The organism is Kitasatospora sp. NPDC058406, from assembly GCF_042722765.1.
Lineage (GTDB): Bacteria > Actinomycetota > Actinomycetes > Streptomycetales > Streptomycetaceae > Kitasatospora.
The window spans coordinates 17,822-43,887 of the sequence record NZ_JBHXKE010000046.1 but is presented as its reverse complement, the minus strand read 5'-3'; the positions used below and the strand labels follow the sequence as shown (position 1 = coordinate 43,887).

General features: G+C 75.2%; 21 protein-coding genes and 1 pseudogene. 10 read left to right on the top strand and 12 right to left on the bottom strand.

Annotation, left to right across the window (positions count from 1 at the left end):
* The first annotated feature begins 139 nt into the window (after positions 1–139).
* The 3 genes from ACFWOG_RS12170 to ACFWOG_RS12160 all read left to right on the top strand — a co-directional run bounded on the left by ACFWOG_RS12170 (position 140) and on the right by ACFWOG_RS12160 (position 3,965).
* Entirely contained in the window at positions 140–1,393 is a 1,254-nt protein-coding gene (locus ACFWOG_RS12170) for an ROK family protein (RefSeq protein WP_380357333.1), read from the top strand.
* A gap of 221 nt (positions 1,394–1,614) precedes the next feature.
* Positions 1,615–2,613 (top strand): hydroxyacid dehydrogenase, encoded by a 999-nt coding sequence (locus ACFWOG_RS12165; protein ID WP_329950111.1) that lies wholly within the window; start codon positions 1,615–1,617, stop codon positions 2,611–2,613.
* Positions 2,614–2,675: 62 nt separating this feature from the next.
* On the top strand, positions 2,676–3,965 hold the full coding sequence (locus tag ACFWOG_RS12160; RefSeq protein ID WP_380357330.1) for a sulfatase: 1,290 nt from the start codon (positions 2,676–2,678) through the stop codon (positions 3,963–3,965).
* A 45-nt stretch (positions 3,966–4,010) separates the two neighbouring features.
* Here the strand turns inward: ACFWOG_RS12160 and ACFWOG_RS12155 are convergent, their stop codons facing one another.
* On the bottom strand, positions 4,011–4,466 hold the full coding sequence (locus ACFWOG_RS12155; RefSeq protein WP_329950113.1) for an HD domain-containing protein: 456 nt from the start codon (positions 4,464–4,466) through the stop codon (positions 4,011–4,013).
* A 165-nt stretch (positions 4,467–4,631) separates the two neighbouring features.
* On the opposite strand from ACFWOG_RS12155, the gene ACFWOG_RS12150 reads away from it, so the two are divergent.
* A complete protein-coding gene (locus ACFWOG_RS12150) occupies positions 4,632–5,558 on the top strand; it encodes an AEC family transporter (RefSeq protein ID WP_329950114.1) in 927 nt (308 codons plus the stop codon).
* A 96-nt stretch (positions 5,559–5,654) separates the two neighbouring features.
* Here the strand turns inward: ACFWOG_RS12150 and ACFWOG_RS12145 are convergent, their stop codons facing one another.
* The 7 genes from ACFWOG_RS12145 to ACFWOG_RS12115 form a co-directional block, all read right to left on the bottom strand.
* On the bottom strand, positions 5,655–7,676 hold the full coding sequence (locus ACFWOG_RS12145; protein ID WP_329877830.1) for a PQQ-binding-like beta-propeller repeat protein: 2,022 nt from the start codon (positions 7,674–7,676) through the stop codon (positions 5,655–5,657).
* 98 nt (positions 7,677–7,774) lie between these two features.
* On the bottom strand, positions 7,775–9,724 hold the full coding sequence (locus ACFWOG_RS12140; RefSeq protein ID WP_380357326.1) for a dipeptide ABC transporter ATP-binding protein: 1,950 nt from the start codon (positions 9,722–9,724) through the stop codon (positions 7,775–7,777).
* Positions 9,721–10,677: an ABC transporter permease gene (locus ACFWOG_RS12135; protein WP_380357323.1), complete on the bottom strand. Its 957-nt coding sequence runs from the start codon at positions 10,675–10,677 to the stop codon at positions 9,721–9,723. The genes ACFWOG_RS12140 and ACFWOG_RS12135 overlap by 4 nt, the downstream gene beginning before the upstream one ends.
* Positions 10,674–11,633 (bottom strand): ABC transporter permease, encoded by a 960-nt coding sequence (locus ACFWOG_RS12130; protein WP_329877836.1) that lies wholly within the window; start codon positions 11,631–11,633, stop codon positions 10,674–10,676. Before ACFWOG_RS12130 ends, ACFWOG_RS12135 begins: the two co-directional genes overlap by 4 nt.
* A 198-nt stretch (positions 11,634–11,831) precedes the next feature.
* A complete protein-coding gene (locus ACFWOG_RS12125) occupies positions 11,832–13,397 on the bottom strand; it encodes an ABC transporter substrate-binding protein (RefSeq protein WP_329950118.1) in 1,566 nt (521 codons plus the stop codon).
* Positions 13,398–13,484: 87 nt separating this feature from the next.
* Complete coding sequence (locus ACFWOG_RS12120; RefSeq protein ID WP_329950119.1) at positions 13,485–14,300, bottom strand: polysaccharide lyase; 816 nt, start codon at positions 14,298–14,300, stop codon at positions 13,485–13,487.
* A gap of 75 nt (positions 14,301–14,375) precedes the next feature.
* A complete protein-coding gene (locus tag ACFWOG_RS12115; RefSeq protein ID WP_380357319.1) occupies positions 14,376–15,983 on the bottom strand; it encodes a DUF3604 domain-containing protein in 1,608 nt (535 codons plus the stop codon).
* Between the two features lie 290 nt (positions 15,984–16,273).
* Between ACFWOG_RS12115 and ACFWOG_RS12110 the strand changes: the two genes are divergently transcribed.
* Both ACFWOG_RS12110 and ACFWOG_RS12105 read left to right on the top strand, forming a co-directional pair.
* Complete coding sequence (locus tag ACFWOG_RS12110) at positions 16,274–17,266, top strand: hypothetical protein (protein WP_380357316.1); 993 nt, start codon at positions 16,274–16,276, stop codon at positions 17,264–17,266.
* 67 nt (positions 17,267–17,333) lie between these two features.
* Positions 17,334–17,621, top strand: coding sequence for a hypothetical protein (locus tag ACFWOG_RS12105; RefSeq protein ID WP_380357313.1), 288 nt, complete (start codon positions 17,334–17,336; stop codon positions 17,619–17,621).
* Between the two features lie 258 nt (positions 17,622–17,879).
* Here the strand turns inward: ACFWOG_RS12105 and ACFWOG_RS12100 are convergent, their stop codons facing one another.
* Complete coding sequence (locus ACFWOG_RS12100) at positions 17,880–18,314, bottom strand: MarR family transcriptional regulator (RefSeq protein ID WP_329950158.1); 435 nt, start codon at positions 18,312–18,314, stop codon at positions 17,880–17,882.
* A 115-nt stretch (positions 18,315–18,429) separates the two neighbouring features.
* Here ACFWOG_RS12100 and ACFWOG_RS12095 point away from each other — a divergent pair, with 115 nt between their 5' ends.
* Positions 18,430–19,320: an alpha/beta fold hydrolase gene (locus tag ACFWOG_RS12095; protein WP_380357311.1), complete on the top strand. Its 891-nt coding sequence runs from the start codon at positions 18,430–18,432 to the stop codon at positions 19,318–19,320.
* A 23-nt stretch (positions 19,321–19,343) separates the two neighbouring features.
* Here ACFWOG_RS12095 and ACFWOG_RS12090 read toward each other — a convergent pair whose 3' ends face one another.
* Positions 19,344–20,198 (bottom strand): TetR/AcrR family transcriptional regulator, encoded by an 855-nt coding sequence (locus ACFWOG_RS12090; RefSeq protein ID WP_380357308.1) that lies wholly within the window; start codon positions 20,196–20,198, stop codon positions 19,344–19,346.
* Positions 20,199–20,306: 108 nt separating this feature from the next.
* On the opposite strand from ACFWOG_RS12090, the gene ACFWOG_RS12085 reads away from it, so the two are divergent.
* Complete coding sequence (locus ACFWOG_RS12085; RefSeq protein ID WP_380357306.1) at positions 20,307–21,866, top strand: MFS transporter; 1,560 nt, start codon at positions 20,307–20,309, stop codon at positions 21,864–21,866.
* Positions 21,867–22,131: 265 nt separating this feature from the next.
* On the opposite strand, the gene ACFWOG_RS12080 is transcribed toward ACFWOG_RS12085, so the two are convergent.
* Positions 22,132–22,395, bottom strand: coding sequence for a dsRBD fold-containing protein (locus ACFWOG_RS12080; protein ID WP_329877854.1), 264 nt, complete (start codon positions 22,393–22,395; stop codon positions 22,132–22,134).
* Positions 22,396–22,680: 285 nt separating this feature from the next.
* Here ACFWOG_RS12080 and ACFWOG_RS12075 point away from each other — a divergent pair.
* Positions 22,681–23,526 (top strand): annotated as a pseudogene (locus ACFWOG_RS12075) (DMT family transporter); the annotation flags it as partial.
* A 354-nt stretch (positions 23,527–23,880) separates the two neighbouring features.
* The gene (locus ACFWOG_RS12070) at positions 23,881–24,543 is read left to right on the top strand and encodes a DUF6629 family protein (protein ID WP_380357303.1); all 663 of its coding nucleotides are present in this window, start codon (positions 23,881–23,883) and stop codon (positions 24,541–24,543) included.
* A gap of 126 nt (positions 24,544–24,669) precedes the next feature.
* Here ACFWOG_RS12070 and ACFWOG_RS12065 read toward each other — a convergent pair whose 3' ends face one another.
* Positions 24,670–26,028: an MFS transporter gene (locus ACFWOG_RS12065; RefSeq protein ID WP_380357336.1), complete on the bottom strand. Its 1,359-nt coding sequence runs from the start codon at positions 26,026–26,028 to the stop codon at positions 24,670–24,672.
* Between the last annotated feature and the right edge of the window lie 38 nt (positions 26,029–26,066).

Genomic DNA, 26,066 nt, shown 5'->3' with positions numbered 1-26,066 from the left:
GGCTCGCACGGGCCCGCGCACCGGGCCCGCCCCCGTTCGGCAGGAGCCCGTCCGGTCGGGCGGACCGGTCGGATATATTCGGGCCGAGACAAAGTCCCGCCCGCTCGGGCCCCGCCCGGCCCCGCCCGAGGAGCATCCGGTGACCCAGCCCCCGCGCGCCACGCCGCGCACCACGTCACGGACCGCACCGCGCACCCCCGCGACCGCGACCACACAGACCGTGGCGCAGGTCAACCAGACCGTACTGCTGGAGGTACTGCGCCGGCACGGCTCGCTCTCCCGGCAGCGGCTCGCGGCGGAGAGCGGCCTCTCCACCGCGACCGTGCACCGCCTGGTCGAGGTGCTGCGGACGGCCGGACTGGTGATCGTGGAGACCGAACGGGCGCCGTCCAGCGGGGGGCGGCCGCCGCAACTCGTCCGCTACAACGCCGGTGCGCAGACCGTGCTCGCCGTGGCGATGCGGCCGCGCCGGATCGTCGGCGTGGTCGCCGACCTGCACGGCACCGTGCTGCACGAGACCGAGCACCACTGGACCGGCCTCGGCCCCGACCGGAGCCGCGAGCCGTCCGCCGAGGACCTCACCGGGCCGCTGCTGGCCCTGGTCGACGGCCTGCGCACGTGGGCCGGCCGGCACGCCGGCGCCCCGCGCGCCCTGGTGGTCGGAGTGCCCGGCGTGGTCCGGGACCGGACGGGGCTGGTGGAGTTCGCGCCGGCGCTGGACTGGCCCGGGATGCGGCTGCGCGCACTGCTCCAGGAGCGGTTGGGCATCCCGGTGGCGGTCGAGAGCAACGTCGACCTGGTCGCGCTGGCCGTCCGGCACAGCGAGGCCGGTGCGGGGGTGAGCGACCTCGCGGCGGTGGTGGTCGGGATCGAGGTCGGCGCCGGGATCGTGCTCGGTGGCCGCCTGCACCGGGGGCGGCTCGGCTCGGCGGGCGCGCTCGGCCACCTGATGACCGACCGGCGGGCGCTGGACCGGCCGCTCGGCCGGACCGGCGACACCCAGTCACGGATCGGCGACCACGCCGTCGACCGGCGGATCACCGAGGCGGGGCTGACCGTCACCGGCACCTCGGCCGAGCGGGTCGCCGAACTGTTCCGGCTGGCCCGGGAGGGGGAGCCGGCCGCGGTCCGGCTGGCGGACGAGTTCACCGACGACCTGGCCCTGCTGGTGGCCAACCTGACCAGCGTGCTCGGGCCCGAACTCGTCGCGCTGGGCGGCCGGTTGTTCTGGGAGAGCGGGGGCGAGATGCTGCCCGCGATCGAGTCCCGCCTGCAGGGCCGGGTCCCGGTCCTGCCGCGCCTGATGGTGGTGCACTCGACCACCACCGAGCTGGTCGGCGCCGCCGCGTCCGCCGTCCGCCTCGCCGACGGGGCGACGTTCATCACCCGCTGAACCGCCGGGCCGGCCTCGCCCCGCCGGCCCGCCCAGGGCCGCCACCCCCGCACCGCCCCCTCGGACCCGCCGCACGGCCCCGAACCCGCGCCTCCCCCTTCCCGCACGCGCCCGCGTGCGCCCTCCCGGGCCTTCCGCCACCCCTCCAGCGCCTCCCCGCGTCCCACTATTTCTCAGTGTGATAGAAACTCTCCGTGGGCACTCGACCAAGGGAGACCCGAATGTTCGCGGCCGCCTTCGCGATGGACCCCGTCCGCTTCCCCGACGTGTACGGACCCGAGGCTCGCGCCCGGGTGGTCGCGCGGGCGGAGACGGTCGAGGACCCGGCCGGCCCCGGTGGGGTCTGGAGCGCCGAACGGCTCGCCGCCGACCCGGACGCGCTGCGCGACGTCGAGGTGCTGTTCACCGGCTGGGGCGGCCCCGTCCTCGACGCGGCGGCGCTCGCCCGGATGCCCCGGCTCGCGCTGGTGCTGTACGGCGCGGGCTCGGTGCGCCGGATCGTGACCGAGGAGTTCTGGGCCACCGGCATCCCGCTCGTCACCGCCGCCCACGCCAACGCCCTGCCGGTCGCCGAGTTCACCGTCGCCCAGATCGTCTACGCGCTCAAGGACGGCTGGCGGCACGTGCTCGCCGCCCGCGCCGCCCGCGCACCGGTCCGCGTCGGCCGCGCCCCGGGTGCGTACGGCGCCACCGTCGGCGTCCTGTCGCTGGGCGCGACCGGCCGCCTGGTCTGCGAACGGCTGCGCGACTACGACGTGCGGGTGGTCGCCCACGACCCGTACGCCGCACCCCCGCCGGGGGTGGCGGCCGTCGGCCTGGAGGAACTCTTCGCCACGGCGGACGTGGTGACCGTCCACACGCCGCTCACCGAGGAGACCAGGGGGCTGGTCGGCCGGTCCCTGATCGCCGCCATGAAGCCCGGCGCGACGCTCGTCAACACCGCACGCGGCGCCGTCCTCGACCAACCCGCCCTGCTGGACGTGCTCGCCGAACGACCGGACCTGTTCGCCGTACTGGACGTCACCGACCCCGAGCCTCCGCCGCCCGGCTCGCCGCTGTTCACCCTGCCGAACGTCGTGGTCACCCCGCACCTGGCCGGCAGTCAGGCCCTGGAGCGCCGGCGCCTCGGCGACCTGGTGGTCGGGGAGTTCGAGCGCTGGACGCTCGGCGAGCCGCTGCTCCGGGCGCTCGACCGCCGCACCTACGAGCGGATGGCCTGACCGTGACCGACCGCCCCGCCGACGACCGGCCTGTGGACGACCGACCGGCAGACGACCGACCTGTGGACGACCGGCCGAACGTCCTGGTGGTCCTGACGGACCAGCAGACCGCCGGGGCGATGAGCGCCACCGGCAATCCGCACCTCGCCACCCCGCACATGGACGCCCTGGCCGCCGCCGGCACCCGGTACCGCCAGGCGTACTGCGCCCAACCGCTCTGCGCACCGTCCCGGGCGAGCCTGCTCACCGGGCAACTGCCCAGCAGCCTCGGGGTCACCGGGAACGAGGGCGGCGCGGAGCCGGTGCTCGGCCGGCTGTTCGCCGACGCCGGCTACGACTGCGGCTACGGCGGCAAGTGGCACCTGCCCGAACTCGACCTGCCCGACGGGCACGGCTTCCGCCGCATCCACCCGGCCGGGGACGACGCCGGACTGGCCCGCGCCGCCGCCGCGTTCGTCCGCGAGCGGCGCGACCGGCCGTTCCTGCTGGTCGCGTCGTTCCTGGAACCGCACGGCATCTGCGAATGGGCACGCGGTCAGGACCCGAAGACCGGGCCGCTGCCCGCCCCGCCGCCCGCCGAGGACTGCCCGCCACTGCCCGCCAACTTCCCGCCCGCCCCGTACGAGGCCCGGCTGCCCCGGCTGGCCCAGCGGGCCTGGGCGCACACCCACCCCACCGAGGAGTGGAGCGAGGACGACTGGCGGCGGTACCGGTACGCGTACTACGCACTGGTCGAACGGGTGGACGCGCACCTCGGAACGGTCCTGTCCGCGCTCCGCGAACCGGCCGACGGGCCGGAGCAGCGGCAGGAGGGACGCCGGGAGACGGTGGTGGTGTTCAGCTCCGACCACGGCGACGGCGCGGGCGCGCACCGGTGGAACCAGAAGTGGGCCCTGTACGAGGAGTCGGTGCGGGTGCCCTTCCTGGTCAGCGGCCCCGGCGCCGCGGCGGGTGCCGTCAGCGACCGGCTGGTCTCCACCGGCCTGGACCTCGTCCCGACGCTCTGCGACCTGGCGGGCGTCACCCCGCCGCCCGGCCTGCCGGGGCGCAGCGTCCGCGCCCCGGAACCCCGGGAGACGGTCGTGGTGGAGACGCGCTGGGAGCTGCCCGGCTTCAACAACGCGCTGGGCCGGATGGTCCGGGACCCGCGGCACAAGTACGTCTGCTACGCCTGGGGCGACCACCGGGAGCAGCTCTTCGACCTCACCGCCGATCCCGGCGAGATGGTCAACCTGGCCGTGGACGCGCGGCACGCGGCGCTGCTCGACCGGTTCCGCTCCCTGCTCGCCGTGCACTGCGCCCGTTCCGGCGATCCGTTCGCGCGCTTCCTCCCGGCGCCGCGGGCGGGTTGACGGTCCGCCGCCCGGGAGGGCCCGGACCGCTCGTCAGGGGATGCGTCAGGCCGTGTCGCCGTCCAGCCCCAGCAGTTCGCGGGTCCGGCGGTACTTGGCCGCCAGCCGTTCGGCGGTCGCCGAGTCCAGGCTCGCCAGCCGGGCCGGGTCGGAGTTGTGCGCGAGGTCGGCCTGCTTGACCAGCAGGGCGCCGGGGGTGGCCAGGATGCGCGCGGTGTACCCCTCCAGCGGTTCGCCGGGGCGCTTGGTGAGCGCGTCCACGATCGCCTTGGTGGCGTCGGTGAGGGCGGCCCCGGCCAGCCAGTCACCGGTCAGCGCGTCGTCCTCGATCGCGTCGTGCAGCCAGCCCGCCGCGATCTGCTCGTCACTGCCGCCGCGCACCGCGACGCCGTTCGCCACCGCCGCCAGGTGCTCGGTGTACGGGTGACCGTTCTTGTCGGTCTGCCCCGCGTGGGCGCTCCGCGCGATCCGTTCGACCTCGGCCAGGCTCAGGTACTCCACAGCGCCATCCTAGGGCCTGCCGCCGCCGGCCGGGTCCCGGGACCCTCCTGGTCGGCCCCGCACCGCCGCCTGGTTGACTTCCGGTCCGGCGGCCCGCCGTGGGCCACCGCGACCGCACCCGCCGGTGCCGCCGGTGCCGCCGGTGCCGACCCTGCCGAGGACGCCATGCCCAGCCTGCCTCCGCTGATCTCCGGCTTCGCCCCGATCTGGGCGCTCACCGGGGTGGGCTACCTGCTCGGTCGGAGCGGGCTGCTGGGGGGCCAGGCGGAGCAGGTGCTGAACCGGTTCGTCTTCCACGCGGCCATGCCTGCGGCACTGTTCCTGATGATCGCCCGGACCCCGCTGGACCGGTTCGCCAATCCGTCGATGGCGGCGTTCGCCGCGGGCACGGCGGTGGCGGGCGGGCTGGGGCTGCTGGCCTCGCAGCGGCTGTTCGGGCGGGGCCTGCCGGAGCGGACGGTCGGCGGCATGGCGGCGGGCTACGTCAACTCGGCCAACCTGGGCATCCCGGTGGCGGTGCAGGTGCTCGGCGACGCCTCGTTCGTGGGGCCGGTGGTGCTGTTCCAGATCCTGGTGGTCACCCCGGTCGTGCTGACCGTCCTGGACTCGGGGCGCGCCGGGCTGCGGGCAGCGCTCACCCTGCCGCTGCGCAACCCGATCCTGCTGGCGGTGGCCCTCGGCGCCGTGCTGTCGGCGACCGGTTGGCGACCGCCCGCCGAGCTGAATCGTTCCTGCGAGCTGCTCGGCGGTGCGGCCGTGCCGACCGCGCTCGTGGCACTCGGCCTCTCGCTGTGCCACCGGCCGGCGGTCACCGGCGCCGCCCGGTACGCGGAGGTCGGGGTGGCGGTGCTGACGAAGACCGTCGTCCAGCCGCTGGCCGCCTACGCGGTCGGGGCGTTCGTCCTCCACCTGTCGGCCCACCAGCTGCTCACCGTGGTCCTGTTCTCCGCGCTGCCGACCGCGCAGAACGTCTTCGTGTACGCCCGCGAGTACGGTCGCGGCGCCGCACTGGCGCGGGACGCGGTGCTCTGCTCCACCCTGGTGTCGATGGCGACGCTGTCGCTGGCCGCGTGGGCGCTCGGCCCGGCCTGAGGCCCCGGGCCGGGGCGGGCCCCCGACCCCGCCCCGGCCCCGGACACCGGCCCCCCGACACCGTTGTCCGGGCGCCCGCACCTGCCGCGTGGGCGGTCAGCGGTCCCGTACGGCGATCAGCTCGCGTCCGCGCAGCGTGTACAGCACGCCACCGTCGTCGGCCGCGACCCGGGCGCCGCTGTACCACTCGGCGTCCACCTGGACCAGCACGGTGGCGGCCAGCGTCTCCGGGTCGAGCCGGAACAGCGTCCGCTCGCTGATCCCGTACAGCCGGTCGTCCACCACCAGCAGGCGCGGGTTGGCGGAGGTGATCGCGCGCAGGTCGGCGCGGGCACCGATCACCGGCGCGGGCGCGCCGCCGCCGGGGCGCCGCCGCGCCGTCCGCAGGTCGACGGAGAACACCTGCCCGTTCACGGTGATGCCGAACAGCCACCGGCCGTGGACCGCCAGGCTGCTGATGCCGGAGCCGAGGTTCGTGCCGATCCGCCAGAGCTCGCGCCCCGCCTCGGGGTCCCAGGCGGCGAGGTCGCCGCGCGGACCGGTGGTCTTGGCGTTGTCGCCGCCGAGGAACGCCTGCCCGTGGCCCACCGCCACCGCGCGGACCAGCTGCTCGGACCCGAGCGGGTCGACGTGCACGGTGGGCCGGCCGCTGCCGGGCCGGTAGGTGACGAAGGACCCGCCGCCGGTGGTGTCGGCCTGCACCCCGAGCAGCAGCAGCCCGTGCTCCTCGTCCCAGCGGATCGTCTGCGGCCGGTTCTGCTCCTGCGGGAGGACGGCCTCCTGCACCGGCTCCGTGTCCTCCCACGGGTTGTACCGCCAGATGCCCTGCGAGGAGTAGACGCCCAGGTAGAGGGTGTCGTCGTCGAGGATCACGGTGTCCTTGGCCTCGCCGGGCACCGGGAGCTTGCGCACCGTTCCCGCGCGCAGGTCGTGCAGCGCGATCGAGCCGTTGCCGCCGACGTAGACGCGGCCGTTCCGGGCCGCCAGCGACATGCCGAGCTGAGCCTCGGCCGGCGCTCCGGCGGCCACCAGGTCGGTGGTGGTGACGGCGGCCGTGGAGGTGGAGAGGGTCCACGCGGTGCCGCCCTCGGTGACGCCCACCAGGGTGTCGCCGAGCCGGCCGAGGCCCCAGGAGTTGCCGTCCGGGACGGGCACGGCGAACTGCTCCAGGGTCCCGGCCGCGAGCCGGTACCGCCAGACGACGCCCTGCTCGGTGGAGGTGAACCAGACGGTGTCGCCCAGGCGCTGGAAGTTGGTGATGCTCTTGGTGCCGGGCACCGGGAACGACCGCAGCACCGTGTGGGTGGCGGGGTCCAGGAAGGCGACGTGGGCCGGCTTGCCCTCGGTGGAGACGGCCAGCAGGTCGTCCCCGAGCGCGGTGATCTGCCGGATGATCGTGTCGGCCGCCAGCTCGGGCGGGGTGATGTCGGCGATCCGGCCGGTGGCCCGCTCGACCGCGAACAGGCTGGCGAGGGTGGCCCCGCCGCCGCCCGCCAGGTTGCTGCCGACACCCAGGTAGGCGTGGGTGGCGGTGGCCTCGACCGCCCGGCCCTGGGTGGCGCCCGGCGCGGGCGAGGCGACCTCCGTGAGCACGCCGGTCGCCGGGTCGTACGCGTACAGGCCGGGGCCGGCCGCGCGGCCCTTCTGCCGTCCGGTGGCGTACACCACGCCGTCGGGGGCGACCGCGACGTCCCGGACGTCGGCGCCGGGCACGTTGACGAGGCCGCGCACGCTGCCGTCGGCCGGGTCGAGGCGGTAGAGGTTGACGGCCTTCGGCGCGTCGGTGACGCCCAGGTAGAGGCGGCCCCCGTGGGCGGCGGAGCCCTGCACGAAGTTGCCGGTCGGCAGGGTGGCGGTCGCGGTGACCCGCCCGGTCGGCACGTGGTAGCCGACCACCTTGGCGGGCGCCAGGTTCCGCGAGCCGATCCAGAGCGTCTCGCCCAGCAGGGTGGCGCTCATCAGCGGGAAGTCGGCGTTCCCCGGGCCGAGGCCGGTCACCTCGGGGGCGCGGGGCGAGCGCGGCGCGGCGGCGGCGGGGCCGACACCGAGTGCGGTCAGGGCGGTCACCGTACCGGCGCCGAGGAGGAGTTGGCGGCGGGAGGGGCTGGCGGACGTCATGGTGCTCCTAGGAGGGGGCGGCGGGGATATGCGCGGCGGGCGGCACGGGGTGCAGGCGGGCGGACAGGCAGGCGGGGCGAACCGGAAGGCGGCGCGCGTCAGTGCGCGGCGGCGGCCAGCAGCTGCCTGGTGTACGGGTGCGCGGGCGCGGTGAACAGCTCGGTGGAGGGGGCGTGTTCGACGACCCGGCCGTGACGCATCACCAGCACCTCGTCACAGAGGTGGCGGACGAGCGCGAGGTCGTGCGAGATGAACACCAGCCCGACGCCGGTCCGTCGGCGCAGATCGAGGAGGAGGTTGAGGATCTGGGCCTGGACGGACACGTCCAGGGCCGAGGTCGGCTCGTCCGCCACCAACACCTCCGGGCCGACCGCGAGCGCCCGGGCGATCGCGACGCGCTGGCGCTGCCCGCCGGACAGCTGGTGCGGCCGGGAGTCGAGCAACCCCGCCGGGAGTCCGACCAGTTCGCGCAACTCGTCGACGCGAGAGAGCGGCAGGCCGTGGGTCAGCAGCGGCTCGGTGAGCGCCTGGCGGATCGTCATGCGCGGGCTGAGCGAGGCGTAGGGGTCCTGGAAGACGAACTGGACGCGACGGCGCAGCGCGCGCTCCTCCTCCGGGGTGACCTCCGCCCAGGAGCGTCCGCCGACCCGGACGGTCCCGTGCTGCGGGCGGAGCAGCCCCAGCAGGGCGCGGGCCAGCGTCGACTTGCCCGAGCCGGACTCGCCGATCACCCCGACCGCCCGGCCCGGCGCCGCCGTGAGGCTGACGCCCTCCAGCGCCGGCGCTCCCCGGCGGCCACGGCCGTAGCGGACGGTGAGGTTCTCGGCGACCAGCACCGGCTCCGCCGCGACGGGAGCGTCCCCGGCGGGGCTGGTCGCCGCGGCGGCGGCCCGGTCGTCGGCGGCCGGGCCCGCCCCCGGCGGGTCGGTCCGCCCCTGTCCCTGACCCTGCTCCTTCTCTCGTCCCTGCTCGTGCTCCGCTTCGTGCTCCGGCCCCTCCTCCGGCACCGGCACATGGCAGGCGAGACCGCGGTCCCCCACCACCTCCCAGGCGGGCACCTCCTCGGCGCACCGCGCGGTGGCGGCGGCACACCGCGGCGCGAAGGCGCAGCCGGGCAGCGGTTCGCCCGCGGCGGGCGGGCGGCCGCCGATCACGGCGAGCGGGCGGCCGGGCGGGCCATCCAGCCGGGGGACGGCGGCCAGCAGCCCGGCCGTGTAGCGGTGTCGCGGGCTCGCCAGCAGGGCCTTGGCCGGGGCTCGTTCGGCGATCCGTCCGGCGTACATGACCTGGACGGTGTCGCAGGTCCGGGCGACCACCCCGAGGTCGTGGGTGATCAGCAGGACCGCGGTGCCGGTCTCGTCGCGGAGCCGGACCAGGAGGTCGAGGATGCCGGCCTGCGTGGTGGGGTCGAGGGCGGTGGTGGGCTCGTCGGCGATCAGCAGGTCGGGCCGGTTGGTCATCGCCATGGCGATCAGGACCCGCTGGCGCATCCCGCCGGAGAACTCGTGCGGGCGGTCGCGGAAGCGGCGCTCCGGCTCCGGGATGCCGACCAGGTCGAGGAGTTCGAGCGCACGGGCCCGGGCCGCGGCCCGGGAGGATCCGTGCACCCGGGCGGCCTCGGCGAGTTGGCGGCCGATGGGCATCCGGGGGTTGAGGTAGGCGAGCGGGTCCTGGAACACCATGCCGATCCGGCGGCCGCGGACGGCCCGCATGCCGGGTTCGGGGAGGGTGAGGAGGTCGGTGCCGTCGAGGCGGACCGTCCCGGCCGTGGTCCGGCAGCCGGGCGGGAGCATCCGGTTGGCGGCGAGCGCGGTGAGGGTCTTGCCGGAGCCGGACTCGCCGACGAGGCCCAGGATCTCGCCGGGCCGGAGGGTGAAGTCCACGCCGTGGACGACCTGGTGGGGCCCGGCGGCGACCCGCAGGCCGGACACCTCCAGCAGCGGCGCCCCCGGGCCGGTGCGGCCGACGTCGTCGACGGCGGCGGTCGGGCCTGCACCGGCGGTCGGGCCGCCACCGGTGGTGCGGGCGGTCTCGGTGGGCGCGGTCACCGCAGTTTCTCCCGGTTGAACGAGTCGGCGAGCAGGGTCAGCCCGAACACCAGCAGACCGAGCAGCAGGACGGGCGCGAGGGCGTAACCGGGGTGCAGGAAGAGGTACTTGCTACCGGTGTTGATCATCGTGCCGAGCGAGGGGGTGGGCGGCTGGATGCCGAAGCCGAGGACGCTCAGCCCGCCCTCGATCTTGGCCGCGTGCGCCATCGCGACGGCGAGCAGTGCGGTGGCGGCGTCGGTGACGTTGGGCAGCACGTACCGGCGGAGGGTCCGCCCGCGCGGTACGCCGAGCACCCGGGCGGCCACCACGTGGTCACGGGCGAGCTGGGCCAGCAGGGCGGCGCGTGCCTGGCGGCCGAAGACGGGCAGGGCGCTGAGCACGATGGTGACGACCACACTGCCCAGGCCGGGCCGGACGATCAGCGCGATGGCCAGGCCGAGCAGCAGCCCGTGGAAGCCGAGCAGCAGGTCGAAGAGCCGCTGGACGGCCTCGCCGAGCAGGCGGTTGAGCCCGCCCGCCAGGCCGAGCAGGGTGCCCAGCACGGCGGCGACGGGAACGGCCAGCAGGCAGACCAGCAGCTCGATCCGGACCCCGTACAGCGCGCGGACCAGCAGGTCGCGGCCGACCTCGTCGGTGCCCAGCGGATGGTCCCAGGAGGGCCCGGCCAGTGCCTCGCGGCTCTGCTGGTACGGGTCCGCGGAGAGCAGCAGCGGGCCGAGCAGGCCGAGCAGCACCACCAGGGCGACCAGCGCCGCCCCGGTCCGGCCCCGCCTGCCCCGCAGTGCGGCGGGCAGCGCGGGCAGGGCCGGCAGTCGGCGACGCCCGGTGCTCCGGCCTGCGGGAGTGCTGTCGGCCGCGGTGGCCGCCCCTCCGGTCCCGGCGGTCCCGGCGGTTGCCGCCTCGGCCGGGGTCCCGACGGTGGTGTCCTGGGTCTCGGCGGTGGTGCTCATCGGGCCTCCCCGGTGCCGGCGCGGGCGATCCGCGGGTCGAGGCGACCGACCAGCAGCTCGGAACCGAGCTGGACGGTGACGGCCACGGCGACGGCGAGCATGATCAGGGTCTGGGCGACGGGGTAGTCCCGCTGGTTGATGGCGTCGAGCAGCAGTTGGCCGAGACCGTGCCGGGCGAAGAGCTGCTCGGCGACGACGGCTCCGCCGAGGAGTTCCCCGAGGTTGAGCCCGAACTCGACGCAGAACGGCGCCAGGCTGTTGGGCACCACGTGGCGCAGCAGGATGCGCCGGGGCGGCGCACCCTTGGCGACCGCGGTGAGCACGAACTCCTCCTGCCGGGTGCGGCGGATCTCGGTGGCGAGCAGCCGGGCGAGGACCACCGACCCGGGCAGGGCCAGCGCCACGGCGGGCAGCGCCAGGTACTGCACGGCCAGGTCCGGCGCGGTGAGGAGGTCCTTCTCGCCGCCGGCCGGCAGGACGCGGAGCAGGACCGCGAAGACGAAGACGAACAGCACGGCGGTGACGTAGACCGGCAGGGCCAGCACCGCGGTGGTGAGCGGGTCGAGCACCCGGGCCAGCCGGCCGCGCCGCTCGGCGGCCAGCGCGGCCCCCAGCAGCAGGCCGAGCACGAGCATCAGCAGACCTGCGGCGAAGGCGAGTTGGAGGGTCGAGCCGAGGCTCTGGCCGATCATCCTGGTGACCGGCTCGCGGTAGTGGAAGGAGAGTCCGGGGTCGCCGACGAGCAGTCCTCGCAGCCAGGTCAGGTACTGGACGGGCAGTGGCCGGTCCACGCCGAGCTGGCGGCTGAGGTGGTCGCGCTGCTCCTGGTCCGCCTCGGCCCCGAGGGCGGCGGAGACCGGGTCGCCGGGAGCCAGGTGGAGCAGCAGGAAGACGGCCACCGAGGCGAGCCAGAGGGTGGCCAGCGCTCCGGCGGCCTTTCTGGTCCAGTACGGCACGGGGGTTCTCCGGGTGGTCGGGCCATGCGGGCGGGCCGGGTGGTTCACCGGCCCCGGGCGGTGGGGGTCGCCCGGGGCCGGCGGCCGGCGGGGCGGGGCGGTTCGTCGGGCCGGGGCGGCGCCGGGATCCGGCCGGTCGGGGCGGACCGGGCCGGACCTGGCGGAGCCGGACGGGGCGGGACCGGACGGGACCGGGAGTCAGCCGGCCCGGCGGGTGTCGGTCAGCTTCAGGTAGCCGAGCGCGCTGGTGGACACGTCGTGCACCGAGGAGGCGAAGGCGTACGTCTCCCAGGCGTGTGCGAGCGTGATGTGGAAGGACTGCGCCAGCAGGTACTCGGACAGCTCGTGGTTGACGTCGGCCCGGGCCTGCTCGTCGGCGGCGGCGAACGCGCGGGCCTGCAGCTCCGCGTAGGCGGGGTCGGTGACGTGCGACGTGTTCTTGCCGACCTGGAGCGGCCCCGAGACCGTGATGCCGCTCAGCGGCGAGACGCTGACCATGCCGTGGTTGGCCACGAACAGGCCCTCCAGGGTGCCCTGCTGGATCTTCGGCTGGACCGCCGCGTTGTCCAGCAGCTGCACGTCGACGCCGAAGCCCGCCTGCTCCAGGTCGTACTTCACCAGCTCGACGAGCGAGGTGAAGATCGGCGAGTTGGCGGCGGTGAGCGGCACCCGGACGCCCTCCGCGCCGGCCTCCCGGAGCAGGCCCCGGGCCTTCTCCGGATCGTGCCGGTAGCGGGTGACCTGGTCCGGGGTGACCCCCGGGGTGTTGGACGGCCAGGGCAGGCTGCTGGCCTCGGCGTGGCCGCCGTAGACCTGGGCGACGATCCGCTCGCGGTCCACCGCGTACTGCAGCGCCTGGCGGACCCGGATGTCGTCGAAGGGCTTGGAGGCGACGTTCACCCCGAGGAACGCCTGCTGGTAGGAGGCCTTGGCGGACTGCACGGTGAAGCCGGGGTTGCCGGCCAGCACCTTGAGGTCGCGGCCGGGGACGGCGCCGATCAGGTGGGCCTGACCGGACTGCAGCGCGGACAGACCGGCCTGGCTGCTCGTCACCGACCGGACGGTGATCCGCTCGAACCGGGGCCGTCCGCTCTGCCAGTAGCGGTCGTAGCGGGTGAGGTCGAGCTGGTTGCCCCCCTTGAACTCCTGCCAGGTGAACGGGCCGGTGCCGTTGACCTTGTCGGAGGCCCTGCCCTCGACGTAGCTCCGGGCGTCGACGACGGGGTTGAAGGCGAGCGCGTCGAACAGGTTGCTGGTGGGCTTGGAGAGGGTGAGGGTGACCTCGCCCCGCGCACTGGCCTTCACGTCGGCCAGGCGCTCCAGCAGCGGCTTGACCTGGGAGCTCTTGGTGGCTCCGACCAGCGAGTACACGACGTCGTCGGCGTCGAGCCCGCGCCCGTCGTGGAACGTGACGTCCTCGCGCAGCTTGAGCACCAGCTTCAGCCGGTCGGCGCTCCACTCCCAGGAGGTGGCGAGCCAGGGCACCGGCTGGAGGGTCTTCGGGTCGAGGTCGACCAGCCGGTCCAGGACGAGGTTGACGAACGCCGGGGTGTCCGGGCCCCGGTGGAGCAGCTGGGTCGGGTCAGGTGCGCTGCCGTACACGATCTGCAGGTCGGGTGCGGAGGCGGTGGCGGACGCGCCCGCGGCGCCGCCGGGTGACGGGTCGGTGGCCGAGCGGCAGCCCGCCGCCAGCAGGGCCGCTCCGGCGCTCAGGCCGAGAAAGCCTCTTCGGGCCAGGCCGGGGTGGCGGGCCGCTTCGCTCATGGTGCTGCTACCTCTTGGTGGTTGGGTTCGGGGTGGCCCGCGGCACGGGGCCGCGGGCCGACGGGGCGGGGAACTCCCCCACCCGCCTCAGTACTTGGTGACGACCACGCTGTCGCTGTAGAGCACCACGTCGGGTCCGCCGGTCGGGTAGGAGATGCCCTTGGCCGGGTTCCAGTTGGCGCGGTAGATGCCGGTCTTGAAGTAGGGCGCCTGGTTCTGGTGGTAGTTGTTGAGCCCGCTGTGGGTGCCGACCTGGACGCCGTCGCGGAGCACGGTGATCGAGCCCGGCGTGGTGGCGGTGGACCAGGTGACGTCGAAGGCCCACTGGTTCCAGTGCCCGAACTGCACGGCGCCGAGCGGGATCACGGCCTCCTGCACGGTGGACGGGTCGGTCAGCCAGTGCACCTTCAGCCGCCAGTTGCCGTCCTTGACGGTGAGGGCGATCGGCGGCTTGGTGTCACTGCCGTCGGCGAGCGGGTAGCCGTGCCACTGGGCGACGATGGTCTCGGTGGAGGTGCGCACCCAGTCGGCGGGCAGGTAGTCGGCGAAGGCGAAGCGGTAGCCGCCCCAGCCGAGGGCGTTGACGGCGACCTCGGAGCGGTAGGACTGCCCGTCGTTGGGCACGCTGAACCGGCCGGCCAGGCCCGAACCGCCGGCGGGCCCGCCGGTGACGGTGATGCTGCCGTTGCCGTCGATCCGCTGACGGGTCCAGTTGGCGACGGTGCCGGACTCGAAGTCGTCCGAGAACACGGTGGTGGCAGCGGTGGTGGTGGCGGTGACGGCGGTGGCGGTTCCGGCGGTCGTGCCCGCGACGGCCGCCGGGGCGGCGAGGGTGCCGGTCAGCAGCGCGGCGGCGAGGGCGGTGCCGGCGAGCCGGCGTGCGGTGGGGCGGGACGGGGCCATGGGGATCGTGCTCCTCGGGACGTACGGGTTCGGGTGACGGTGACCGGGGCGGCCGGCCGACGACGGCTTCAGGCGTCAGCCGGCCCGTCGACAGGAGGCCGCCGCCGACCCGGCACGGCCCGTCCGCCCGGCGCCCGCGGCCCGCCCGACCCAGGTCGGGCTCGACCACGCCCACTGGTCGTTCAGCTGCCGGACCCGTACGTGGTAGAAGTCGCCGTCGCCGCCCGGCCGTTCGTCGATCAGGTCCAGCTCGGCCGTGAGCTCCCCGGCCGGCACCGCCCGGTCGAACCGGAAGGCCCCGGAGACGAACCCGCCGATGAACCCGGTCCGCGGCCCCTCGCGCAGCTCCCCGACGGCGTACGAGGTCTCGACCCCGTTGACGACAGCCGTCAGCCTGGTCCGGTCGTCGCCGGCGACCGCGAGCGAGAAGCCCTGGGTGGCGTCGGTCGCGGTGTTGGGGTTGCCCTCGGTCACGGTCCGCAGCCGCAGCTCGCCCGGGCCGGTGCGCCACCAGTCGGACGGGCGGTACGACGCGGGCTCGGCCGCGGCCGGGGCGACCGTCTCCGAACCGCGCAACCGGGGCTGGACGTCGAGCAGTTCGCCGCCCTCGACCCGCAGCGTGACGTCCCAGTGGACGGGCGTCTCGCGCTTGCCCCAGCCGACGGCGAAGCCCAGCGTGCCGTCGAACGCGGCGGACCGGGCGGCGGCGCCCAGCAGCTCGGGCCGGGAGACCCGGTGGATCGGCACGCCGTTGCGGACCACCTCGACGTGGTCGAGCGCGTCCCGGCCCTGCACGGTGACCCGGATCCGGCGGCGGTCGGCCGACGCGGTCTCGGCCCCCATCGGCGCCCCGTTCACGGAGGCCGCGAGCAGGATGCGGTCCCCGGTGATCGCGTAGGTGCTCCGCCGCTCGATCGCGTCCCAGATCGCCGGCCGGGTCAGTTCCGGCGCCCAGACGGCGAGCCGGCCGTGACCGTGGCTGCCGGGGAAGGCGCTGTGGTGGTCGGTGGAGCCGATCAGCCCGAACCGGTGGCCGAGCCGCAGCCCGTGCACGGCGGTCCCGGCGGTGTCGCGCGGGCCCATGGTGTGCAGGTAGGTGCGCGGCGCCTCGTCGGACTCGGCGCAGCCGTGCATCGACATCATCTCCACCACCGGGGCGAACTCCTCGGTGTAGGTGTCCCAGTTGATGCCGCGCCGCCCGGTGCCGTAGCCGATGTGGTGCGGAAGCGCCCAGGTCCGCACGCCCTCGGCCGCGAGGGCGCGCAGCCGGGCTCGCAGTTCCTCCAGGCCGGCGGCGCGGATGATCTCGCCGCGCGGGCCGTCGAAGTACACGCAGTGGTCCCCGTGGGCGAGGCTGTGCCACTCGAAGGACTGGAAGGTGACGAACCGGCCGTCCTCGTGGGCGGCGGCGGTCACCTCCTGGACGTGCTCCCAGCGGTCGGCGAGCCGGGCGAAGCCCTGGGTGTGGTAGTCGACCAGCGAGGCCAGCTCGGGGGTCCGCTCGGGGAGGTCGTGCCACCAGCCGTGGCCGGTGACGCTGGCGAAGTCGAGCTGGAGGCGGGCGTTGGCGTACGCGTCCTCGATCGGGCCGTGGCCGTAGCTGATGCCGCAGTGGTTGTGGATGTCGCCGACGTACAGGCCGAGACCGCCGTAGCCGGGCGCGTCGGTGGTGGGGGCTGTCATCGGGTCGGGCTTCCTCTACGGTGCGCGGCGAGCGATCGCCGCAAGATGTTTGATCGACTGTGAGAAGAAGTCTTTCCCGATCTTCCGGTGATGGTCAAGACCAGGCCGACCTGCGTTGCCCGATCGCCACAGGGGGAAACACAGGCTTCACAGAAGCCCGGCAGGCAGAAAGAGCCCCTTGCTGACCAGCGACATGCCGCCCGCCTCGGGACACCGTCTCGAAACTTTCTATCGATCTGATAGAAACTGCCGAAGCACCCCGCCGCCTTCCGTGAGGACGACCGCCAGCCATGCCGACCACCGCCCCGCGCACCCTGCCCACCCCGCCCGACCTCAGCGACTCCGTCCTCGTCCGCGCACCCGAGCGCCCCCTGCCCGGCTACTGGGCCGGCTGCCCGGGCATCCGCTACGAGGCCGACCGCGACCGCTTCCTGCTCACCTACCGCGAGCGCCGCCCGCGCGGCACCGACGGCCAGGACCGGGGCTGGCGCTGCGCGGTGGCCGAGAGCGGGGACGGCGTCGAGTTCCACGACGTCTGGTCGGTCGAGCGCGCCGAGCTGGACTCGCCGTCGATGGAGCGCTTCGCCCTGCTCCCCCGCGACGACGGCTACCTGCTCCACCTCAGCTACGTCGACCCGGCCGACAACCGCTGGCGGATCGACGCCGTCCGGGCCGGCGCACCGGACTCCTTCGACCTCGCCACCCGCACCCCGGTCCTCACCGCCGCCGGCACCGGCACCGAGGGCGTCAAGGACCCCTACCTGCTCGAACTCGACGGCACGGTAGAGATGTTCAGCACCGTCTCGCGCACCCGCGCCTTCACCGCCGAGGAGCAGGAGCTCGCCCACGCCGACGCCGACATCCACACCACCGGCCTCACCGTCCAGCCGACCGCGCGCGCCGGCTCGCCCGACGGACTGCGGTTCACCGCCCCTCCCGGCCGGGCCGCCGAGGTCCTGGACGTCGGTCCGCCCGGCGCCTGGGACGCCTACGAGGCCCGGATCACCGCCGTCCTCCCGGACGGGCGGGGCGGCTGGCTCGCGCTCTACGACGGCTCGGCCGACGCCGCCGGCAACTACGAGGAGCGCTGCGGCCTCGCCGTCTCCACCGACCTGCGGGAGTGGCACCGGCTGACCACCGACGGGCCCTGGCTGAACGTCCGCTACGCCGACGTGGTCGCCGCCCGGGGGCGCTGGTACCTGTACTACGAGCAGACCCGGCCGGACGGCGCGCACGAGCTGCGAGTGGCGGTCCTGGACGAGTTCGCCGGGCTCCGGCCGTAGCCGGGACGCGCCCCGCCGACGGCCTCGTCGGCTCGCATCCGTCCGGACCGTCCGGGACCGGGGGACCATGAACCTCAAGCACAAGATCGCGAAGGGCGCTGTTGCCGTCACAGTGGCGGCAGCCGCCACGTTCGGCCTTGCAGCCACCGCGAGCGCCACCCCGAACGCTCCGGCCGTCCAGGCTTCCGGCTCCCAGCGCGTCCTCGCGGTGAACAACCTCGGGCTGAACACCACGCAGGCCCAGAACGTTCAGCACTGGCTGCGGGGGTACTGGGGCTACACCGGCGCGATCGACGGCATCGCGGGCTCGGGCACGCAGACGGCGTTCAGGACCTTCGCCAACAGGATCTACTGATCCCGACCCGTGGGAGGACGGCCCGCCGGGGAACCGGCGGGCCGTTCGTCCGCAGAGCGCCCGCCCGGGGGTTCGCACCGGCAACGCGCACCGGGTCCGCGCTCGATGTCGCCGGTCGCCCCTGCGTCCGACTCGACCGACGCACCTGGCTCCGTCCGGACGGCAGCTCCGTACGCTCCGCCACTGCGGATCCGTAGCCCCCTCGCGGGCACGCCGGGTCGCGGCCGCGACCGACCGGTTGCCGCCGGCAGGCCGGCGTCACCGGGCCCGGGCCGTCGCCACCACGTCGGTCATCGCCGTCAGGAACCGCTGCGCCACCGCCAGCTCCGCCTCCCCGAAGCCGCCCATCGCGGTCACCAGATCGGCGATGAGCCCGCCGAAGAAGGCCTGCCCGAGCTCCGTCGCCCGGTCCTCCACCACCAGCCGGACCTTGCGACGGTCCTCCGGATCGCGCTCGCGCCGGATCAGGCCGAGCCGCACCAGACGGTCGACCAGACCGGTCGTCCCCGCCGAGTTCAGCCGCAACGCCTCACCGAGCCGCCCGGGAGTGACCACCGAACCGGCCCGCGCGGCGTCGAGCAGGTGGACCAGCGCCCGCAGGTCGGTCGGGTGCAGCCCGTGCCGCGCGGCGAACTCGGCGCCGAAGAGGTCGAGTTCGACGGTCAGTCCGCGCAGCAGATGGACCAGCTCCATCGGCAGCCGAGATTGCTCCACCCCGTGTCCTTTCCCTGGCGGTCCCCCGGACGTATTCTCTCGCTGAGCGAGATACATGCTCGGCGAGCGACTCCATCATCCACCGGGGGAGATCATGTCCGCACGCACATCCGCCGACCCGGCCGTCGAACCCGGCCACGCCGCCTTCCTCACCGCCTACGACGAGGCCCTCGCCCGCTGGCCCGTCCCGGCCGAGGCGCTCACCGTCCGGACGCCCCACGGCGCCACCCGCGTCAACGCCTGCGGCCCGCGCGACGGCCGCCCCCTCGTCCTGTTGCACGGCGGCGGCTCCACCTCGACCTGCTGGACCGCCGTCGTCGCCGCACTCACCGGGACCGGCCACCGGGTCCTCGCCGTCGACCTGATCGGAGACCCGGGCCGCAGCGTCCTCGGCGGCTCGCCGCTCGGCGGCGTCCCCGGCCTGCTGAGCTGGCTGGACGCCGTCCTCGACGGGCTCGACGTGGCCGCCGCCGACGTCGTCGGCCACTCCTACGGCGCGTGGATCGCCCTCCGTTACGCCCTGCACGCCCCCGGCCGGGTCGGCCGCCTCGCCCTCCTCGATCCCACCCAGTGCTTCGCCGGCTTCCGACCCGGCTACCTGCTGCGGGCCCTTCCCCTCCTCGCGCCCCCGCGCACGGCCGCCAGGGCCCGCTCCTACCTGGACTGGGAGAGCGGCGGGACCGCCCTCGACCCGGCCTGGCGCGAGCTGTACGCACTCGGGTACGCCGGCTTCCCCGCCGCCCGGCCGGTCACCGGCCCGCGCCCGACCGCCGACCAGCTGCGCGGGCTCACCGCGCCCGTCCTCGCCCTGTTCGCCGAACGGAGCCGGACCCACGACGCCGCCGCGGTGGCCGAACGCGCCCGACGGACCCTCCGGTCCACCACGGTCGCGGTCCTCCCCGGCACGTCCCACCACACCCTGCTGACCGCCCGGCCGGACGAACTGAACCGGCGGCTCACGGCCTTCCTCGCCACCGGCCCCTGACCGCGCGGCCGCGCGGCCCGGGGCTACCCGCGTCGCACCAGCCCCGCGATCAGCGCACCCAGCGCCACCTCCAGCTCCCCGCACCGCTCGCCCACGCCGACGTACCCCGTCTCGGCCAGCACCCGCCCGAGGGCCGGCAGCCGCGTCGCGTCCGCCCCCTCGTACGCGGCGCGGCGCTGGCTCGGTTCCCGCGGCGGGCTGACGGGGTGCTCGGAGAGCAGTTCGCCGAGGACCAGCTGCCAGCAGGAACGGAACGCCGGCATCGCGCGCCCGGGCGGGAGTCCGGCGGCCATCAGGTCGGCGAGGCAGGCGTCGTTGAAGGGCAGCGCGTTCTCGGCCACCAGCTCGCCCCGGATCAGGATGTGCAGCACCCAGGCGTGGCCGGCCATGTAGTCGTGGGCGTCGACCAGCCGGCGCAGCAGCCGGGCCTCCGGGCCGGCACCCGCCACGCCGACCGGCAGGCCCTCGGCGATCTCCTCCAGGACGGCGAGCAGCAGCGCCTCACGGTCGGTCACGTGCCGGTAGAGGGAGGCGGGCGCGGTGCCGAGCTCGGTGGCGACGGCGCGCATGGTGAGCGCGTCGATCCCGTCGCGCTCGATCACCCGGCGCCCGGCGGCGACCACGCCGGCGGTGGTCAGACCGGGGCGCGGGCGCTTGCGCCCGTACCGGCCGCGCTCCCCCGCGACCTGCCCGGCCACCTCTGCGGCCCCCTGCGCCGCGGCGGCGGGTGCGGTCCCCGAGCCCGCCCGGGGCGGGACCTCGGGTGCGGTCTCCGGTGCGCTCCCCGGGGCAGTCGCGGGCGCGGCCTGCGGTGCGGCCTCGCGCACGGCGTCCGCCTCACGTCCGCCGGCGCCCGGCCGACTGGTCTCTTCTGACACTCCGCCATCCTGCCATGGCTCCGCCAACCCGCTCCTCCACCGGGTCGTTTGCACTCGACATCGAGTAAGGCTTACCTTACGCGAACAACGTTCGCATCGGAGGTCGTCATGCCCGAAGCCGCGCCACCCACCCCGCCCCGCGGGGCCGCTCCCGGGACGTCACCCGGCCCGACGCCGGTCCACGCCCAGGACCCGGCCCAGGACCCCGCCCCGGAGTCGCCGCCCACCCCGCACGGGGAGCACGCCCGGCACGCCAGGCCGGGCCTCGTCCTCGCCACCGTCTGCCTCTGTCAGCTGATGGTCACGCTCGACGCCAGCATCGTGAACATCGCGCTTCCCGCCATGAGCGAGGCCCTCGGCTTCGTCGACAGCGCGCTGCCCTGGGTGGTCAACGCCTACGCGCTGGCGTTCGGCGGGCTGCTGCTGCTCGGCGGCCGGATCGCCGACCTGGTCGGGCACCGCCGCGCGGTGCTCTCCGGGCTGGTGCTGTTCGGGATCGCCTCGGTGCTCGGCGGGTTCGCCCAGACACCCACCCAGCTGGTCGCCGCCCGCGCCGGACAGGGCGTCGCGGCCGCGGTACTGGCCCCGATCGGCCTCACCCTGATCATGGTGACCTTCGCCGAGGGACCGGCCCGGGCCCGTGCGCTGGGCATCTGGTCGATGGTGACCGCCGGTGGCAGCGCGCTCGGCGTGCTGCTGGGCGGGGTACTCACCGACCTGCTCGACTGGCGCTGGGTGTTCTTCGTCAACGCCCCGATCGTGCTGGTCGGCGTCGCCCTGGCAGCACGCTCGGTGCCGGCCTTCCGCCCACCGCGCGCCGGCCGCCCGGACGTACTCGGCGCGGTCCTCGGCACCGGTGCGATGACCGCTTTGGTCTACGGGCTGATGGAGACCGACCGGCACCCGTGGGGCTCGGCCCGCACCCTCGGCACGATCGCCGCCGCCGTTCTGCTCGGCCTCGCCTTCCTGTTCTGGGAATCCCGGTTCGCACAGGCGCCGATCGTCCGGCTGGGCGTGCTCCGGGCCCGTACGGCCTGGGTGGCGAGCACGGTCGTCACGCTGCTCGGAGCGGCCATGCTGGTCGGCTTCTACTTCTGCTCGCTGCACCTGCAGAACGTCCTGCACTACGGCCCGCTCGCGGCCGGAGCCGCGTTCCTGCCGTTCTGCGCCGGAACGGCGGCGGGCAGCATGATCGCGGGCCGGCTCACCGCCCGCTTCGGTGGACGGGCCACCCTCACCGGCGGCCTGCTGCTCGGGGGCCTCGGCATGCTCTGGTTCGCCGGACTCGGCGTGGACTCCGGCTACCTCACCGCCTTCGTCGGCCCCTCCCTCGTGGCCAGCGTCGGCGTCGGCATCTGCATGGTCTCCAACACCGCGATGGGCACCTCCGGCGTCGACCCGCGGGAAGCCGGCCTGGTCAGCGGACTGCTCAACGCCGGACGCCAGTGCGGCGGGAGCATCGGCCTCGCCGTCCTGTCGACCCTCGCGGTGTCCGCCACCCGCCGGGCCGCGGAGGACGGCGAGACCCCCCTGGCCGCGCTGGCGGCCGGCTACGACCGGGCTTTCGTGGTCACCGCCGCCCTGCTCGGCGTGGCGGCACTGATCTCGGTGCTGTTCGTGCCCGCCCGCAAGGCGGCCTCCGGGCCGCAGCCGGCCCGGCCGCGCTGACGGAACCGGAGGACGCGGCCCGGCGGAGACCGGTCCCGTTCCGAACCGGAGGGTCGGAACGGGACCGGCGGCGCTCCGGACGCGGCCGGGCCGGACTCCGGACCGGCCGCGGGTCGGGGCCCCTGCGGCCGGGGGCCGGGCACTCAGGGGCCGAGCGTTCAGGGGCCTGGCCAGTCAGGGCCCGAGCGTTCAGGCACCCAGCCGTACGGACGTCCTGCCGGGCGGCCGTGGACCGGGCGGCCGGCGCATTCGCCGAGCGGCCGCGTCAGTAGATCAGGTACCCCGGCCGGTGCCCCTCGTCCTCGATCTCCCCGGTGGCCTGGGCCCGCAGCTTGCGGGACAGCGCCTCCAGGGCGCGCGAGGCCGCGACCTCCTCGCCGATCCGGGCGAGCGGTCGGTCCTCCACACTCTTCAGCGCTTCCCCGTGCGCGGTGAGGCCCGGCGCTCGCGCCCCGGTCAGCCGCGCGTTGCATCCCGTGTGGACGCCGTCCTCCTCGAAGCTCAGCTCCACATCCCACTGGTTGTGCATGCCACACCTCCTGGCGCCGGCCCCCGTCCCGCCTGCCCGGACCGGCACGGGCAGTGGCCCGTGGCGTCCGCTCACACCAGCGTGCGCCCGCCACCACGGCGGCGGCAAGCGGACACCGCGCCCCGCGCCCGGCGCAGCTCCGGGGGTCGGCGCCGGGCCCCGGCGGTAGGCTGACGACAGCGCGCCAGAACCGCGGGACGCCCGGGAGGCACTCCGTGCGGACGTCCCCCTTCTTCCGGAGGACCGGCGGTGCGGCGCGGGCAACGACCTTCGGGTGGTCCCTTCGTGGCGGTCTTCGTCCTGGCACTCAGCGCCGCCTGCTGTCTGGGCCTCGGTTTCGTCCTCCAGCAGCACGCCGCGCAGCGGGCCCCGCGTGCCGACCTGCTCCGCTGGCGCCTGCTGCTGGACCTGCTGCGGATGCGCGAGTGGCTGCTCGGCACCGGCTTCATGGTCTGCGGGCTCATCCTTTCCGCCCTCGCCCTCAACCAGGGCGAGGTCTCGCTCGTCGAACCGCTGCTCGCCACCAACCTCGTCTTCGCCATGGCCCTCTCCCGGGTCCTGACCAAGCAGTCGCTCGGCCGCTCGGGCTGGGCTGGTGTGCTGTTGCTGGCCGCCGGGGTGACGGCGTTCATCGTGGCCGGCCGCCCGACCGGCGGCGGCCCGCCGGCGAGCGAACTTCGGCACTGGCTGGTGGTCGGGACGGTCGTCGGCCTGACGCTGCTGCTCGTGTCGACGGCCCGCCGGATGCCGTTGTTCGAGGAGGCGACCCTGCTCGCCCTGGCGGCCGGCCTGCTCTACGGGCTCCAGGACGCACTCACCCGGACCACCACCCAGCGCCTCGACCGCCAGGGCCTGGACGCGGTGCTGGGCAGCTGGCAGCCGTACGCGGTGGTGGCGGCGGGCGTGGTCGGGCTGCTGCTGGTCCAGAGCGCCTTCGAGGCCGCGCCGCTGCGCATGTCGCTCCCGGCGCTGACCGCTGCCCAGCCGATCGCCGGAATCGCCTGCGCGGTCGGCTTCCTCGGCGACCGGCTCCGGGTCACCCCGGGCGCCCTGGCGTGGGAGGTCGCCGGGCTGCTGGCCATCGTGACCGGGGTGGTGGTGATCGGCCGCCACCCCGCGATGCCCGGTGCCGTCGGCAAGGACTCGAAGGGCTCCGGGGATAAGCCCACCGAAGAACCCGGAGCCGATTCCGGCGAGGAACCGGACGAGGAACCCTGCGACGAGGGCCCGGGCGGCGCGGCAACCGTCGGCCGGGGCCCCGGCGACACGAACAGGACGGACGCCACGAACGGGACGAACCGGGGCGACATGGGCAAGGGTGGGGAGGAGAACGGACCGAAGCGGGCCGGGACGAAGCGGAACAGGGCGCAGGGGAGCGACATGGCGGGCAACGACACGAGCGGCCGCAACGACGACCGCGACGACGGCGCAGACGGAGCCGGCCCGCTCCCGGGCGCCCGCTGACCGGCCGCCGGAGCACGGCACATGTGCTGGAGCGCCCGGGCGGACCTGGTGGTAGGCGGCGCGGTTTCGGCCGTCGGCGTTGTCTGCCTGGTCCGGGCCCACCGCGCCGGACGACCTGAACGGCTCGTGCTGGCCGCACTCCCCCTGGTCCTCGGCGTGCACCAACTGATCGAGGCCGCGGTCTGGCTCGGCGCCGGCGGCGACCTACCCGCCGGGACGGCCCGCTGGGCGGGCACGGTCTGGGCGGTGATCGCCCTGCCGCTGCTCCCCGTCATGGTCCCCGTCGGGGTCCGCTGCGCGACCGACGGCGGACCGACCCGTCGCAGGCTGCTCACCGCCGTCGCCCTCCTCGGCATCCTCGTGGCCGTCCCGTTGGCCCTCGCCGTCGCCGCCCCGCCGGTGACCGTGACCGAGCACACCCACACCCTCACCTACGGCGTCGGCGTCCCGTACCCGGCTCTCCTCCTCCTCGGCTACCTCCTTGCCACCGTCGGCGCGCTCCTCCTCAGCGGTGACCGTTCGCTTCGCCTCCTCGGTCTGCTCACCGGTGTCGGCGCGCTGGTCTGCGCCCTGCTCTGGCGGCTGGCGTTCGTCTCCACCTGGTGCGCCCTGGCCGCTCTCGCCTCGCTTCTCCTCCTCCACTGGACGGCTTCACCAGGTCGGCCCCCCACCGTCGGGGTGTGACAGGAACCGGTTGCCGTTCGGCGGGCCGACCGCAGGTCGCCCCTGGATCGGCGGCCCCGCCGACGGCGGCCCCGACGGGATCGACCTGACCTGCCCCGGCCCGACCCGCCTGCGTGGCCGTCCGGGTCAGGCCCCGACCCCGGTGGTGACCGCAGGCCGTTCTGCCGGAGTGCTGCCCGTGTCGGCGACCGCTTCAGGTCCACGGCGTCGCTTGCGGTCCATCTCGCGCCACTCCGGGCGCAGGCCGGAGAGCGTGGTGGTGGCGAAGTACAGACCGCCGCACACGAGCAACACGGGTATGAGCCCGACCAGGGCCACGGCCGCGCCGCCGAGGAGACCGCCCAACGGGATGCCGGCCCAGGCCAAGGAGTCGCCGAGGGCGTTGACCCGGCCGAGCAGGTGGCGCGGTACACGCTCGAACTGGACGGCGCCGAGGATCGGATTGAGGAATCCGGAGCCGAAACCGCTCACCGCGAAGACGGCGAGGACGACACCCATCGGTGCCCCCAGGGCCAGGACCAGGAACCGCGGGGCACCGCAGAGCAGGAAGCCGGTGAAGAACACCGTCCGGCGCGGCAGCCGGTGGGCGACGGCTGCCGCGATCAGGCTGCCCCCGACCGCCGCGATCCCCCAGACGCTTCCCGTCAGACCGATGGCGGCCGGACCTCCCCCGGACTCCTGGGCCCAGACCGGGACCAGGACCGTCATGAACGCGGCGTCCAGCAGGTTCGTCACCGCGACCATCACGATGATCGTCAGCAGCAGCGGGTCGCCCCGGAGAAAGGTGAACCCCTCCCGGAACATCCGCCAGTAGCCGACCGGCGGCGGCGCCCCGGGCTCGGCCACCCGCTCGGCCACGCGCCCGGTCCGGTGTCCAGGCGCGGGCTCGGACGACGGCGCGGCCTCGGTGAGTGGCAGGGCAGCGGCGGCGTGCGCGGCGACGGCCCGACCCATGCCCCGTGGCAGCGCGAGTGCGATGACCAGCGAGCCCAGCGCGAAGGCGACCGCGTTGACGGTGAGGCCGGCCATCGGGCCGAGCAGCGCGACGAGAGCTCCGCCCACCGCCGGGCCGGCCGTGGAGGCCAACCGCTCCGTGACCCCGGACAGCCCGGTGGCCCGCTCCATCGGGACGCGGCCCCGGTCGGCCGCCTCGGGGACCATGACCTCCTTGGCCAGGTCCCCCGGGCCGCGGGCCGCACCGATTACCCCGACCATGATCAGCAGCAGCCAGAACGGCAGCAGGTCGAGGCCGTGCAGCAGTGGCACCAGACCGGCCACGACGGCGCTCACCGCGTCCGCAGTCCAGGAGACGACACGCGGGCCGAGCCGGTCGACCACGGGCCCGGTGAGGGCCTTGACCAGCACGTACGGCGTCAGCTCGACGAAAGCGACCAGGCCGGTCATGGTCGCGCTGCCGGTGGTGGCGAGCACGAACCAGGGCAGGGCGATGGCCGAGACCCGCGTCCCGGTCAGGGAGACCGCCATCGCCGCCAGCACACCGACCAGCGGCCGGAGACTGCGCG